Source organism: Spongorhabdus nitratireducens, assembly GCA_947387575.1.
Taxonomy (GTDB): domain Bacteria; phylum Pseudomonadota; class Gammaproteobacteria; order Pseudomonadales; family Endozoicomonadaceae; genus CANDOC01.
The window spans coordinates 242,683-257,230 of record CANDOC010000008.1; the positions used below are offsets into that span (position 1 = coordinate 242,683).

Here is a 14,548-nt window from a genome sequence, read left to right on the forward strand (position 1 = left end):
ATATTGGTCAATGCAATTAACTTCAATTCGTAATTAACCCTGTATTTCCATACATTTTCAAAGGCTTTTCGGGGTTTAACTCGGCATAACAATCAGGCTAATATCCTCAACACAACAATAAGAAAAAGCAGAGTATTCATCATGGAAGCCAGTTTCTGGAACGGTAAGCGTGCCCCGGGAATATCTGACCAGATTGATTCCGGCCGCTATACCAGCCTGCGAGACCTGATAAACCAGACCACCAAACAGTTTTCCGATCGCCCTGCTTATACCAGCCTTGGGCTGACCATCAGTTATCGCGAGATAGACGAACTCAGCACACAGTTTGCTGCTTACCTGCAAAATCATACCGACCTGCAGCCCGGCGACCGGATTGCCATCCAGATGCCCAACCTGATTCAATATCCAATTGTCGTTTATGGTGCCATCAAGGCCGGGCTGATTATCGTCAATACCAACCCGCTTTATACTGCGCGGGAAATGCTGCATCAGTTTAACGACTCCGGTGCCAAGGCACTGGTTTGCGCCAATATTGCCGCTCATCTGGTAGAGAAAGTCGTTCTCGACACCCCGGTTAAACACGTTGTTGTGACCGAACTGGGCGATATGCTGCCCTGGCTTAAAAGAACACTGGTAAATAATGTCATTAAGCATGTAAAAAAAATGGTGCCGGCTTACAACCTGCCAAATGCCGTACCATTCCGGGAAGCAATGAAGCTGGGTGCAGTGGCAACATACAGCGAGCCACCGCAGCGGCAGGCCGATGATATTGCGGTTCTGCAATATACCGGTGGTACCACCGGTGTTGCCAAAGGTGCCATGCTGACCGAAGGCAACCTGCTGAGCAACGTATTGCAGGTTCAGGCTCAGCGCTCCGAAATAAAATCAGACGGTAGCTCGGTCACTGACCCGGGCGGCGATGTGGTGATCGGACCTCTGCCGCTCTACCACATCTATGCATTTAACGCCCACCTGTTTGCTTTGTTTGAGCTGGGCTCTCACAGCATCCTCATTGCCAACCCACGAGACCTGGATACCTTTATCAAGACGATTCGCCCCTGGCGTTTCTCTATGTTTATCGGCATCAATACCCTGTTTGCCGGGTTGATGAATCACCCGAAGTTCAGCACACTGGATTTTTCCCGGCTGAAAACCACTATTTCCGGTGGCACTGCACTTCAGGTAGCTGTAGGTGAGCGTTGGGCCAAACAGACAGGTTGTAATGTCTCTGCGTGTTATGGCCTGACAGAAGCCTCCCCCGGTGTAACGGCCAACCCGTCAGGTGATGGAGCCCAACTGGATACAGTGGGCCTTCCCATGCCGGGAACAGCGCTTAAAATCATTGACGACGATGGTCAGGAAACAACCTTTGGCCAACCCGGGGAACTTTGCATCAAAGGGCCGCAGGTAATGAAGGGTTACTGGCAGCGATCTGATGCAACTGCAGAATGCATTGAGAATGGCTGGCTAAAAACCGGTGATGTCGCAACCATTGAAGAAGACGGCCATGTACGCATTGTTGATCGACTGAAAGATATGGTGCTAGTTTCCGGCTTTAATGTTTACCCGAATGAAATTGAAGATATTGTTGTTAAACATCAAAAAGTACAGAACTGTGCCGCTATCGGGGTTCCCGACGACAATACCGGAGAAGCCGTAAAACTGTTTGTTATACCTTCTGATAATTCCGCGACAGAGGACGAGATCAAGGCATATTGCCGCGAGCATCTCACAGCGTACAAAGTACCACGCAAAATTGTTTTCCGTGAAGAACTTCCCATGACGCCCGTGGGCAAGGTACTGCGTAAAGAGCTTAGAGCAGAGGAAAACTCAAAAAAAAAGATAGCTGAACCTGCATGATATTTATCACTGGAGTGAGATGCTCTTGGGAGCACTTCACTCCAGCTTTCCTCTACGTTATTTATCCAAGCTCCTCGATATATAAAACGCTGTTTGAAATATTCATCTGGAATAATTGAGAAATTTTTCCATAAGCATCTACTTTGTCCATGAGCGCAGCGATTTGATTTTAATAATCCACTCAGCGTCAGAGGATGTTAGCGATGCATGGACACTTTTTTCGGGGCCGCTGGTTCCGGGGGGCAGCTTTGCGCGCTTTTGCGGCAGGATTGGCACTTTCGTTTTCTCTTTCTGTTCAGGCATGGAGTCAACCTGGACATATGGTCGTTGCTCAAATTGCCTGGGATATCATCGAGCAAAAATGTCCAAACCTTATTCCTCACCTTGAAGCTTTACAAAAAGCAGTTCAGAGTTATGTATCAAAAATAGGAATGGACGACAGACAGGTTGCCACTTTTGTTCAGGCAGCAACCTTCATGGACACATATCGCTATACCCAAGGACATAGCGATACAGCTCAATGGCACTATATCAATACGCCCTACATACCTGACGGGCAGATCAACTATGTAACGCTTGAATCCCTTAATAAAGCCGTATCACTGGCTCCCAACATAGAAGTCCAGCTAGCTGTAAGCAGTGGCATTTTGAGCGCAGCCCGAGATGATATTCTGGATGACAAGCCTCCTGGTGATGCTGCCTGCCTTGCCATTCTGGAAGTAGAACACTTTGACGGTGATGAACAGCAGCCCCTTCACAACATGGAGCTGTTCAACAAGGATTTTCCAAAAGGTGATAATGGCGGTAACTCATTCAAGATTACAGGAAGGAGTGAAGAAGATGAGCTGCACGCCTTATGGGACCACATGGGTGATTTATTCCCTCCGTTATCCTGGGAGGATTCTGATTGCCTGCAGAAAGTAAAAACAATGGCTCAAACTGTTGTGGCATTTAACAAAACCTACAAGCCACCTATTGAGCTGGTTGACCTTGCAACCAGGCTGGACCCCTGGGATCACTCGTATACCTTATATATGGCTACCAAGGACGTTGTGTACAGCGGGATAGATCCGAATGGGCCAGTTTCGGCGTCTTATTTGAAAAGAGTGCAGGAATATAGCCAATTTCTTGTTTATACCGGCGGTCAGGTACTGGCAGCTCGATTAATCAGTATTCTGGCTCCATCTACAACAGGCATTTCAGCATACACCGGTATAAAGCTGAGAGATGCACAAAGTCACCACAACCAACACCAAATCAGCCATTTATTCTCTCTTTGCAAGACACATGACATTGGCAAACACTGGATCATTCAAGAGACACTGATGCAGGATGACGCTGCAGTCTGCTGCTGTTGCTGCACACCTGGATTGTGTAAGCAATTTAGACAGCATGTCAGGCGACTTATGAAAAAGCATCAAGCTGGCAGTTTCCGCCAAAGCTGGGGGGGGGTACTAAGTCTTAGCGGGACAGTGGCCAGATCGCAAAAGCACCGGGCTCGAGCGTTCTGATCACTCTGGCAGGCGCACCTCCTGCAAGGACGCCGGGGGGAATGTCCTCAATAACGATGCTACCCGGTGCCACAACGGTACCTTCGCCAATAGTTACACCCGGCATAACGGTAACCGAGTCTGCCAACCAGACATTTTGCTGCAGGATGATATCTCCATGCTGCTCCATCACGTCATGCAACCCGGAGGCATGCAGCTCGGGACTCAGGGTCATACCGGAATAGCCCATTAGCCTCACTTTACTACCAATCTGTACGCCGTCAGCAATCATCACTTTCTTGCCAACCAGAATGTCCGAGCGCCAGCCAATCCTGACGTTATTACCAATGTGCAATTCTGCAATATGGTTCTGATCGGAACGGCCATTGATCGCGATCTGGCCTGAAATGGTGCATTCATTACCAATCCAGATACCCAGCTCGCCCACCAGCTGAGGCAGGCCACCATCGAGAAACAGGCTATCCGGTTTGTTTTTCAGGCGGGTTTTAAACAGCGGGGTCCACAATAACAACCGCAGCAGGTATCGCCAGAACAGCCTCAGCCCGGTTACCGTATGATAAAGCGCATAGTGAAAACCGGGAATGACCGGAAACTCCAGTCTCCTCAATGCCTTGAACACCCTCACAGGGAGCGTTGCCAGCAATGAGTTTGAATACCTGAGCCTGTTCCAGATTCGATACATAAGCCTTATCCCTGGCCGTCAGATCGAGAGAGCGCTATTGCCTGTATGTAGTGCTTAATAAAAGTGTAGTACTTTGTCTCAAGGTACACTCCGGCTCAAATTGCCGTAATAACACCCGGGTCTGTCACCACCTCAAGATGGGAGTAATTATTGAACCGGTGGATGGCATTTTGATCATTCCGCCGAATCACTGAGGTAACCGAGGTATTGATAACCTGACGGTTAAGCAAAGCAAAATCATGATCCTGCATATTCATCAGCTGCAGTGCAATCATGGCGATCGGGCCACCTGAAGTTACGACTACGGTTTCATCACCAGGTTTCATCTCATTGGCCAGCCGGTTCAGGGCCCGAAGAGTACGATGTTTAAAGTCAGTCCAGCTTTCCTGATACTCGTCCCGGTTCTCACCCCGTACAATCCAGCGCTTCATCGCTTCGGTAAACAGCTCAAAATAGGCGGGTATAGGCTCTTTATGGTCTTCCAGCCAGTTCCGCATCACTTGCGGGTCGGCCAGCTCCGGGCGATGAGCATTGATAATCCCGATATGATCGATTTCATTAAAACCGTCATCACATGACTGCTCGATACTTTTGGCCTGAAAACCATCCAGTAAAGCATCCCGGGTTTGCTTATGACGCCGCAGCGAACCGGTCACGATATGTGTCGGCTGACGCTTGATCTTACGTAGCCATTCGCCCAGCAGCACGGCCTGGGTGCGTCCCAGGTCTGATAACTGATCATAATCGTCCTTGCCAAAAGACGCTTGTCCATGCCGGACAAGGTGAATTACAGCCATGACTTTCACACTCCCTGTTATTTTTATTACCAAAAGATTCCACTAAAGCGGGTCAGATAGCAATCCTTCCTTCAGAAGATATAGCCTCCGTCCATCAACACAGTACGGCAAATAGATGACAAAGCAGAGGCTTGGGAACTGACTATTTAAAGACCCAGACGCTGGGCAACATAGTCGGCATCCTTGTCACCACGACCACTCAGGTTGACCACGATAACCTTGTCTGACGCCATCTCAGCAGCCAGTTTCATGCCGGCAGCAATGGCATGTGAGCTCTCCAATGCAGGAATAATGCCTTCCTTGCGGGACAGGGTCATAAAGGCATCCAGACACTCATCGTCAGTGGCGCTGATGTATTCCACCCGGCCCACATCCTTGAGATAGGAGTGTTGCGGGCCAACCCCCGGATAATCCAGGCCGGAAGCAATAGAGTGAACCGGCAGCGGCTCACCCTGTTCATCCTGCAGGACATAACATTTGAAGCCATGAACGGCACCCGGCTTGCCCAGCGTCAGCGTGGCGGCATGGTCAGGCGTATCCAGTCCCTTACCAGCAGGCTCAACCCCGTAGATATTTACATCCTGATCATTCAGGAAGGCTGTGAAAAGTCCCATGGCATTACTGCCACCGCCAACACAGGCAACCAGCGCATCCGGCAGTCGTCCTTCAAGCTCCTGGATCTGGTCTCGGGCTTCCTCACCGATAACCTGCTGGAAATCACGCACCATCATCGGAAACGGGTGCGGACCAACGACAGAACCGATGGCATAGAGAGTGTTCTCGGTATCCTTTATATACTCTTCGAAAGCACTGTCGACAGCGTCTTTCAGGGTTTTGGTGCCACGGGTCACCGGTACGACTTTGGCTCCCAGGATTTTCATCTTGACGACGTTGGGCGCTTCCTTGGCAATATCGATTTCACCCATATGGATTTCACAATCAATACCCACCAGTGAACAGGCGGTTGCCATAGCAACACCATGCTGGCCGGCACCGGTTTCAGCAATAACCCGGGTCTTACCCATATGCTTGGCCAGCAGCGCTTCACCCAGACTGTGATTGATTTTGTGAGCACCGGTATGATTCAGATCTTCCCGTTTCAGATAAATTTTTGCACCACCACAGTGCTCAGACAGGCGTCGTGCGTAATACAGCGGGCTGGGACGACCCACATAATAACTATGCAGTTGCTGCAACTCTTTCTTAAACTCGGGGGTTTCTCGAATTTCCCGATAGGCTTTATCAATATCCTGCATCACTTGATGCAACTGTTCCGGCACCAGACTACCGCCGTATTCCCCAAAATAGCCCTCAGTATTGGGCATTGGCGCAAATTCGGTTAAGCCATTGTTATTATTTGTCATAAGTCATTCCGCACTGCTTTGTTCTGCTGTGCGGTGATCATGCCATGCGAGACGACAGTACAAAAGAGCAGGAATTGCTTTCTTCTGTCAGGGCTGTCGGCCATACAGCTCATACACTATTTTATGGAGCAGTCCCTGTCAGAGAGACTGACAGCCAGCCCCTTAATATCTCCGTATCGTGCATTGCTGCTAGCTCCCAAATCGTAACCAGCCTGATTCCTGCGCTGCTATTCCCTGAACATTTATCTAAGCATATAAAGCTTATTCAGCCCTGACATCAAAGCCTGTTGCTATGATGTTTACGACTGTCCGAATTAGGCTGTTACTACTGAAGTGGCTGTTAACAGGATTTGAATAATATTCCATGAGCAGATCCTCTCCTGGCTTTCTGGTAACCGCAGCATTCATAGGCCCCGGAACATTAACCACAGCTTCCATGGCCGGAGCCGAAACCGGACTTTCTTTGGCCTGGGCCGTTATTCTCGCAACCCTGATAGCGTTTATTCTGCAGGAAATGGCCGCCAGACTGGGGCTCGCAACCGGATCAGGTTTATCCGAATCACTTTGTCAGCACTGTCACAACCGCCCATTAAAATATGCAGTGGCCACTAGCATCATTATTACCCTGGGAGTCAGCAACAGCCTTTATCAGGCAGGGAATCTCACCGGTGCCATGTCAGGGCTTAGCCTGCTCTTTAATTTTTCGCCACGCACAGGACTTATTATTCTGGCCGTCCTTGTGTTTGCACTCCCGCTTTTGGGAAGTCTTGCAGTACTTGAAGATATTCTGATGGCAACGGTACTGTTAATGGCTGCCATTTTTTTTATAACTCTGATGACAGTCATTCCCGGAGCGGGCAACCAACTATCTGCACTTTCGGGGGTCAAAGAAGCTGGTTTACAACCTTTCTATATTACAGCCCTGCTCGGAACGACAGTTGTACCCTACAATCTTTTCCTCCATGCCAGTGCCTGTGCACCGTTAAAAAAAACGGGCCTTTCCTTAAAACATAAACTGGCACAGCTCCGGCTCGATGCTGTTATTTCTATTGCCATCGGAGGCTTTATTACACTGTGTATCCTGAGTACCGCGGCCTTTACTCTGGCAGGAAAAAATACTGAAAACGAATTCAGCTATCTATCCGGTATGTTATACCCATTATTGGGGGATCATGGTCGACTGTTGTTTGCCGCGGGGATGATTGCCGCAGGACTCAGCAGTGCTCTGCTTGCTCCGGTCGCAGCAGCATTTGCAATATGTGGAGTACTTGGCTGGCAGAGTCATATTCGTAGCCCCGGTTTTTATACCGTATTGGCACTGGTTAATCTGGTGGGGCTGATCATATCTCTAACGGACTATAAGCCAGTTAGTCTTATTATTTTTGTTCAGGCCAGCAACTGCCTGTTAATTCCCCTGATGACATTTTTCCTGATTATCGCTCTCAATAATAAACAGGCAATGAACGGGCTGGAAAATCGTCTACCGGCCAATATTCTGGCAATCGCTGCCCTGACAGTCACTCTCTTTCTGAGCCTCAATCAATGCCTGAAACTATTTGGTCTCTGAAACCGCAGCAGTGTCGGTTAAAAATACGAAAGGGACTTTATAGCGGAGTGACATCAGAACTCTGCCCCGGTTACCAGCAGGCAAACCTGACTGTAATTCCCTCTTCTGCAGCAACTGACTTTGCTCTCTTCTGTCGTCGAAATGCACAAGCCTGCCCGCTACTTGCTGCACTGTCGAACGGTGATTTTAACCCCCACCAGCTGGCACAGGCAGCAGATATCAGAACTGATTTACCCCGTTATCTGTTACTTAAGCATCACAATGGCAAGTTGACCGTGAAGGCTTTGGTAGATATCTGCGAACATTGGAACGTTAGCTGCTGCACATTTCTGACAGGTTGCAGTTTTACTTTTGACCATGCTCTTATCCGGTTCGGCATTATCCCACGCCATATCGAGCAAAAGACCAACGTTCCAATGTTTGTTACCAATCGCAAAACGCAGCCTGCCGGTATTTTCAGCGGTCCGCTGACGGTCTCTATGCGCCCTGTTCCACACCAGGTATTGCAGCAGGTTATTAATCTGACCCGACGCTATCCTTACGCTCATGGTGAACCTGTTGCTATTGGCTCTCCTGATCAGTTGGGTATCGAAAGTCTGGACAGGCCGGATTTTGGTGAGCCGGTATCAATAAGGAAGAGTGAGACCCCTGTTTACTGGGCTTGTGGTGTAACCGCCCAGATGGCTATACGCCATGCACTTCTTAACAAATCCATCGACTGGGCTATTACTCACCAGCCCGGGCATATGTTTATTTGTGATCTACCCGCTGCTGCTTGATGGTCACGTAAGACCTCTTGTTTTTGCTATCAGTTCTTTTATCGGATCCCTGAAAAAGTATCATGCGAAACTGAAAGTCTCTGGCTATGCTGCCAATTCCAGATTTCATCAGGAACCTAGTTCGTATGAAATTTTTCACACTGTCCGGGATACAAGCACTCCGACTTTTTCTGATCAGCTTTGCAGTAATACTAACCATTACATCAGCAGATGCTGCTGTTCCGTTGGAAAACCTGCCTTGGGAAAAAAAACTGACTTTCAAAAATACAAACACAGGTACAGAACGTCACTTAGCCTTAGGTACAAAACCTGTAATCAAACAGAAAGCAACTTCCTCACAAGATACCGCAACGCCTGTAGAGCCTTCAGACTTCGAGGTTGGCTGGACTGTAAGTGGAGACCAGAAAAGCGAAGGAAAAGGAAAAATCTCAGTTTTAGTGCCTTCGCCTCAGTTGAGGCCTTCAACTTTCTGCTTTCATTCAGATGTCGGTGATGAGCGCGGAAAAGACGAGATCTCAGCTATTTTGTTGATATGCCGAATGCTGTTCAATCAGGAGTTAGAAAGCAAAAAACCTGTAAAATATGGTGATACATCCCCATTAACAGGCACAAACGCACTATTCTACCTTGTAGATACAATGAGCTTCGGTTGGTCTTTCCCAGGAAATAAGTGCGACCTTCGAGTCAAAGTGGCGCCAGCTTTTCAAAAAAAAATTACATGCACATTCGAGTTTGGAGCTGAAAAGCATAGCTATGAACTGACCTGGGAGAGTAAGAGTGACAAGCCTGTTTTTCTAACTAAAGAGATGTCAAGATCAGGTTTTATCGTTAGCAAATAAAAAATATAAGCAGATCCAGTAAGAAGACTATTTTCCTGGTAAACCTTTATTCCGCTATGGCTGGTTGATCAATTCCTTCAACCAGCTCATCCAAGCTTATCTTGAATATAAAGCTACCAGTAGCTTATCGGATTAAAATGTTATTTTTCTGATCAGGTTCCATGAAAAGAAACTCCTCAGGCAAGTCTTCCAAGACTGATTCTGGACCCGGAATTTCGATGATCAAGCCACAATTCTGATATGGCCGGATGATTGATAGTTGAACTGATTTAAAGTATTCCAAAACAATTCTATTCAGATTTTCCTGACGACAATCAACCACCTTTTCATTGAACACAACAACCCAGCGTTTCAGTGGAGCGCTCGTTTCAGTCTCCTTCATTCCAAGAAAAAACGGAATACAAAAAACAAGCAGCAGAGCCAATATATTTTTATTCATAGTATGCTCCGAGCTGGTAACCTTGCGGTCACCAGCCTCAGTTTGCAATTGATCAGTTGAAGCTCAAGCTCCAGCTATTCAGTGTGCCAGTATCTCTCCAGGCATGATCACTCACTTTCAGTTTCCATGTCCCGTTGGCAGAAACACCCTGCGCATTTACCTGATAACTTCCGACAATATTATTCGCCGAATCATTACTGGTGTTTTTCACCGAATACTCAGTGCCATTGGGTGCAATCAGCACAATTTTGACATCTCCGCGGAAGGTGTGAGTAATATTGACACCCAGCGTAATGTTTCCAGCTTGCCCTGTATAGGTGCTATCGATGGTACTGGTTACACCGGAGCTTCTGTTGTCAGGAATGGCAACACTCTGGTTGTTGGTAAACTCTTTAACTTCAGATGGCCCGGAAGAACCTTCCTCATAATCCGCAATCAAACTGGCGCCATTAAAACTGGTGTAACCTCTGACGGTCACATGCCATGTTCCCGACTTCGGAGACGAGAAACTGTTACAGGTTTCGTTGTTACCGGAAGCCCACGATCTGCAGTCATAGGACGATGTCGTAGGTGCTGAACCGTGTCGTACATAAAGATCAGCATCACCACTGCCACCACTCATTACGAATGACAGATTGGTCGCACCTGCTGGCACGTCAAAGGTAAATGTCAGGGACTCGCCCTTGCTACCACTCAAACCGGTTTTCGCTTCACCTTTGGTCAGAACGGAATCATTCGGCTGAGTGCCACCATCACCATCGCGTGCAGCAGTAACCGCTGCAGCGGCATCCATAATACCGGTACCGCACAGTGCTGTTGTGCACTGACGCTGACTCACAGACGGGAACGAGCGGGCAGTAGACTTCAGCATGCTCTCAACCTGATCCGGGGTCAGGTCACCATTGACTGCGTACATCAGAGATGCCGCACCTGCGACATGCGGGGCCGCCATACTGGTTCCCTGATAGTAAGCGTAAGAATCGCCTTCCGGCTGCTTCTTTCCGCTGTTCAGCGTAGAAAGAATACCATCGGTCTGGACAATGGTTTCACCACCCGGTGCAGCCAAGTCAACAGAACCACCATAGTTGGAGTAGTAAGATCGCCCGCCATCACGCTTGTTGGCTGCTACGGTAATAACACCATCACAACTGGCAGGTGAGAACTTGTCTGCATTGTCATTTGAGTTACCAGCAGCCACAACAATGGTGGCTCCCGCGGCACGAACCCGGTTAATGGTGTTCTGATAGGTCTGGGAACATGGAGACCCGCCACCCAGACTGAGGTTCAGCACTTTGGCCGGATTCGGGTTACTGGGAACACCCGGTACAGAAAGACCGGCAGCCCAAAGCATGCCATCGGTAATATCAGAGGTATAACCACCGCAGCGCCCCAGCACTCGAACCGGCAGAATACGGGATGTCCAGCTGACACCAGCCACACCCTGACCATTGTTACTTACGGCAGCAATGGTTCCGGCAACATGGGTACCATGCCAGCTGCTGCTCTTATCACGCGGAGGTTCTGGCTGGCCTGTTTCAGGATTGGTACCGCAGGCACCGGCCGGAGTGAAGTCACCGGCATCACGGGCATCGCTATCCCGGCCATTGCCGTCCTGGGATACATCAACATCGGAGATGAAGTCATAACCCGGCAGCAGGTTTTCTGCCAGATCACTATGGTTCACAACACCGGTATCAATCACCGCAACAGTTATATCTGATGAACCTGTGGTGATATCCCATGCTGCCGGCAGATTAATACCACCCGCGGTTTCGAAATAATGCCACTGATTACTGTACTGGGTATCATTAGGTGCCGCCTGCGGCTTCATAATGTAATCAGGCTCGGCATAAAGCACGCCCGGCTGGTTCTGGATTTCATTGGCGATTTGGCGCATTTCTTCATTGGACTTGCGCAAACCAAGATCAAGCACCTTTGAGCCGTTCGCCATTGCCCGGACATTCAGAACTCTGGCTCCGATTGCTGATTCCAGCGATTGATTCGACATTAAACTGTCGTTACTAATATTCGATGCATACTTCACAATCAACCTGTTGGTTCCGGTCTCTGAGAGTCCTGCATCATTCATTGCCATGGTTAATGGACTGAGGAGTGCAAGCCCCATGGTAAGGGCAGCTTTTTTCATAATCATCGTATCTTATTATTTTGTTATTTAAATTCACTTAAAGGCTAAATTTGAACACTTGGGTAAAAGTGGAAAAGAAGCCAGATTAAACTAGATATAGATGATTAATCTGCTTGTAAAGCATTTGGCAAAGCATTAACAAATATAACGTTCACCATTCGGCAAAAAAATTTTTTAATTAAATCCTCCCAAAATACGATTTTTTGAAAAAAAACCACGAGAACTAAAAATAAAAAATACAATTCAACCTGGAGGCTTATTTCGAATAAAAATTCACTTTTAAAAAATAAATCAAAAACGCATTTGAAATGATACCGAGCCAGAACATTCCATTAAAAAAGGCGTCCGAAGACGCCTTTTTTTAATCACTGGTTATTGCCTGATCAGCTACCCGCTTTCAGATCAATCTGATAGCGGGCAAAGCCCAGCTCATCTTTACCCACTTTAGTCATCGGACGAGCCTTGTAGGTTTCTACAAACTGGCTGGCCAGATCACTGTTCTGGGTTTCAAAGAGGACATCCAGTGCTGTACTGGTTTCAATCACCTTAAACTTCCAGTTGTTATCCGCACGCGGGTCAACGCTGCTGTCATAGGAGCCACCGCTATTCGGCTGACTCTCTTCAGTAATGTAGGCCGCTACCGCATCACGGTTCATATCCGGGAATTCCTGCACTACAAACTCTGCACCGGTACCGGCAAACTTGCCACCAAACGCACGGTAGTTGTTGGAGACAACAATAAACTCCTGTGCAGCCAGTTCATCGCCCTGCACCTTGGTGCCGTCCGGCTTGGTCCAGGTCAGGTCAACGATACGGCTGGCGCCGGCATTAGCAACCTTACAGCTACCATCGAACTTGCTCGGCTGGGTTACATCAATCTGGTAGGTCAGACTGGGCTGATCATTAACCTTTTCACCGTCAATAACATCGAAGTTATAAGTCCGGTGACCATCCCAGTTAATCAGGGTCTGCGCAGCGGTGCTGGCCGGATCGATCTGGTTAAACTGGTTGGCAGAACATTCCAGCCAGTCCTTGACCTGAGCTCCGTTCACTTTCAGGGCAACGACAGTGTTCGGGTACAGGTAAAGGTCAGCTGCGTTCTTGTAACTCAGATTACCCTTGGCGACCTGAACGTAGGAATCAGCATCCGCCAGAGTGCTGTGGCGACCACCGGATTTAAACGGTGCAGCAGCAGACAGTACTGGCAGTGCGGCATACTTTTTATCCAGGTTCTTCTTGGCATAGGCAATCTGGGCATCAGCTACGATCTGTACGGTTGGATCGTCCTGAACCAGAGACAGGAAGCTATACATGTCGTAATCGGACTTGCCGATCGGCGCGTCCACATAAGCCAATGTGCCCGTGTGGTCAGCTTCAACGATGCCATGAATTGCGTCGACAACCTGCTGCTTTCCGGTTACATCAGCAGTTGCAACCTTTTGACCCTGTTCATTCTTTTCATAGATAGAGCGGGCTTTGGCAGTACCGGAAACGATCTTCCAGCTGTTGTTAACCAGCTCCAGCTGGAAGTCCACCTGTCCCATATTGTCACCCCAGCGACCTGGCATAACTGCAGGTACACCATTGATGGTGCCTTTCTCCAAATCCATTTTCAGATTTGCATATTTGTCGCCGGAGAAGGTTTTACCCGGGAATACAGAGTGGCTGTGGCCGAACATAATGGCATCAATGCCATCAACCAGAGTCAGCGCATAGGTCGCGTTTTCACTGGTCACATCGGACGGGTTCTCAGCAGTACCAACACCTGAGTGCGGAATAGCGATGATCAGGTCAGCACCTTTTTGCTTCATTTCAGGTACAAACTTTTTCGCTGCTTCCTGAATGCCCAGCACAGTGACTTTGGTTGAGCCATCATCATTAGTCAGATTCTGCTTATCCCACATCAGAATCTGCGGCGGAACAAAACCGATGTAACCCACTTTAATAGTGCGATCTATGCCTGCGTCGTCTTTGATGGTTTTTTCTACAATCTGGTAAGGCGTAAACAGGTTGTCGCCTTCCTTCTTGCCCCAGCAATCCCAGCCCTTGCCACAGATAACGTTAGCATTAATGTAGGGGAAATCAGCGCCATCAATGGCTTTCTTCAGAAAATCCAGACCATAGTTGAATTCGTGGTTACCAATGTTACCTACCACGTAGTCCATGGTATTCATGGCTTTATGTGCCGGATGAACACTGAATTCGTTACCCTTTTTGAATTCAGCAGCAACAAAGTCACCCATCGGACTACCCTGAATCAGGTCACCGTTATCCACCAATACGGCATTTTTTACTTCATCACGGGCTGTCGCAACAACAGCTGCGGTGCGGGCAAGGCCAATGGTGATATCTTCACGGCCTTTGTAGTAGTCAAAATCCATGACATTGGCATGAATATCAGATGTTTCCATTACCCGTAACTGGGCAGTAACTTTAGCAGGAGCAGGACTATCGTTATCGTCAGAGTCGCAGCCGGACATCAGGGCTACAGCAGAGCCAACCAGTACAGCAATCAGGGTTTTCTTCAAAACAGGACCTTGGAGGGGCAGAAGACACAGGACAAA

The 14,548-nt window shown here is 48.4% G+C and carries 11 protein-coding genes; 5 read left to right on the top strand and 6 right to left on the bottom strand.

All coding sequences use genetic code 11. From position 1 onward, the window contains the following. Positions 1–141 precede the first annotated feature (141 nt). Complete coding sequence (locus tag ACYZZ0_RS15910) at positions 142–1,860, top strand: AMP-binding protein (RefSeq protein WP_461537629.1); 1,719 nt, start codon at positions 142–144, stop codon at positions 1,858–1,860. Positions 1,861–2,108: 248 nt separating this feature from the next. Further along, entirely contained in the window at positions 2,109–3,371 is a 1,263-nt protein-coding gene (locus tag ACYZZ0_RS15915; protein WP_461537630.1) for a S1/P1 nuclease, read from the top strand. On the opposite strand, the gene ACYZZ0_RS15920 is transcribed toward ACYZZ0_RS15915, so the two are convergent. The 3 genes from ACYZZ0_RS15920 to trpB all read right to left on the bottom strand — a co-directional run bounded on the left by ACYZZ0_RS15920 (position 3,322) and on the right by trpB (position 6,214). After that, a complete protein-coding gene (locus ACYZZ0_RS15920) occupies positions 3,322–4,053 on the bottom strand; it encodes an acyltransferase (RefSeq protein ID WP_461537631.1) in 732 nt (243 codons plus the stop codon). The genes ACYZZ0_RS15915 and ACYZZ0_RS15920 overlap by 50 nt on opposite strands. A gap of 95 nt (positions 4,054–4,148) precedes the next feature. After that, on the bottom strand, positions 4,149–4,850 hold the full coding sequence (locus ACYZZ0_RS15925; RefSeq protein ID WP_461537632.1) for a histidine phosphatase family protein: 702 nt from the start codon (positions 4,848–4,850) through the stop codon (positions 4,149–4,151). 146 nt (positions 4,851–4,996) lie between these two features. Then, entirely contained in the window at positions 4,997–6,214 is a 1,218-nt protein-coding gene (trpB, locus tag ACYZZ0_RS15930) for a tryptophan synthase subunit beta (protein WP_461537633.1), read from the bottom strand. Between the two features lie 364 nt (positions 6,215–6,578). On the opposite strand from trpB, the gene ACYZZ0_RS15935 reads away from it, so the two are divergent. The 3 genes from ACYZZ0_RS15935 (at position 6,579) to ACYZZ0_RS15945 (ending at position 9,399) form a co-directional block, all read left to right on the top strand. After that, complete coding sequence (locus ACYZZ0_RS15935) at positions 6,579–7,781, top strand: Nramp family divalent metal transporter (protein ID WP_461537634.1); 1,203 nt, start codon at positions 6,579–6,581, stop codon at positions 7,779–7,781. Positions 7,782–7,828: 47 nt separating this feature from the next. Further along, entirely contained in the window at positions 7,829–8,560 is a 732-nt protein-coding gene (locus tag ACYZZ0_RS15940) for a D-glutamate cyclase family protein (protein WP_461537635.1), read from the top strand. 125 nt (positions 8,561–8,685) lie between these two features. Next, complete coding sequence (locus ACYZZ0_RS15945; protein ID WP_461537636.1) at positions 8,686–9,399, top strand: hypothetical protein; 714 nt, start codon at positions 8,686–8,688, stop codon at positions 9,397–9,399. Between the two features lie 124 nt (positions 9,400–9,523). Here ACYZZ0_RS15945 and ACYZZ0_RS15950 read toward each other — a convergent pair whose 3' ends face one another. From ACYZZ0_RS15950 to ACYZZ0_RS15960, 3 genes are all read right to left on the bottom strand, one after another. Then, positions 9,524–9,838 carry a hypothetical protein gene (locus ACYZZ0_RS15950; protein WP_461537637.1) on the bottom strand — a complete coding sequence of 105 codons (315 nt, stop codon included), beginning with the start codon at positions 9,836–9,838 and terminating at the stop codon, positions 9,524–9,526. Between the two features lie 52 nt (positions 9,839–9,890). After that, the gene (locus tag ACYZZ0_RS15955) at positions 9,891–11,984 is read right to left on the bottom strand and encodes a S8 family serine peptidase (protein WP_461537638.1); all 2,094 of its coding nucleotides are present in this window, start codon (positions 11,982–11,984) and stop codon (positions 9,891–9,893) included. Positions 11,985–12,367: 383 nt separating this feature from the next. Continuing rightward, positions 12,368–14,512 carry a bifunctional 2',3'-cyclic-nucleotide 2'-phosphodiesterase/3'-nucleotidase gene (locus ACYZZ0_RS15960; RefSeq protein WP_461537639.1) on the bottom strand — a complete coding sequence of 715 codons (2,145 nt, stop codon included), beginning with the start codon at positions 14,510–14,512 and terminating at the stop codon, positions 12,368–12,370. Positions 14,513–14,548: the final 36 nt, after the last annotated feature.

Excerpts from the sequence above, each read along its gene's own strand:
- ACYZZ0_RS15910 (WP_461537629.1), top strand. The coding sequence starts at position 142 with ATGGAAGCCAGTTTCTGGAACGGTAAGCGTGCCCCGGGAATATCTGAC.
- ACYZZ0_RS15920 (WP_461537631.1), bottom strand. The coding sequence starts at position 4,053 with ATGTATCGAATCTGGAACAGGCTCAGGTATTCAAACTCATTGCTGGCA.
- ACYZZ0_RS15925 (WP_461537632.1), bottom strand. The coding sequence starts at position 4,850 with ATGGCTGTAATTCACCTTGTCCGGCATGGACAAGCGTCTTTTGGCAAG.
- trpB (WP_461537633.1), bottom strand. The coding sequence starts at position 6,214 with ATGACAAATAATAACAATGGCTTAACCGAATTTGCGCCAATGCCCAAT.
- ACYZZ0_RS15935 (WP_461537634.1), top strand. The coding sequence starts at position 6,579 with ATGAGCAGATCCTCTCCTGGCTTTCTGGTAACCGCAGCATTCATAGGC.
- ACYZZ0_RS15945 (WP_461537636.1), top strand. The coding sequence starts at position 8,686 with ATGAAATTTTTCACACTGTCCGGGATACAAGCACTCCGACTTTTTCTG.
- ACYZZ0_RS15950 (WP_461537637.1), bottom strand. The coding sequence starts at position 9,838 with ATGAATAAAAATATATTGGCTCTGCTGCTTGTTTTTTGTATTCCGTTT.
- ACYZZ0_RS15955 (WP_461537638.1), bottom strand. The coding sequence starts at position 11,984 with ATGAAAAAAGCTGCCCTTACCATGGGGCTTGCACTCCTCAGTCCATTA.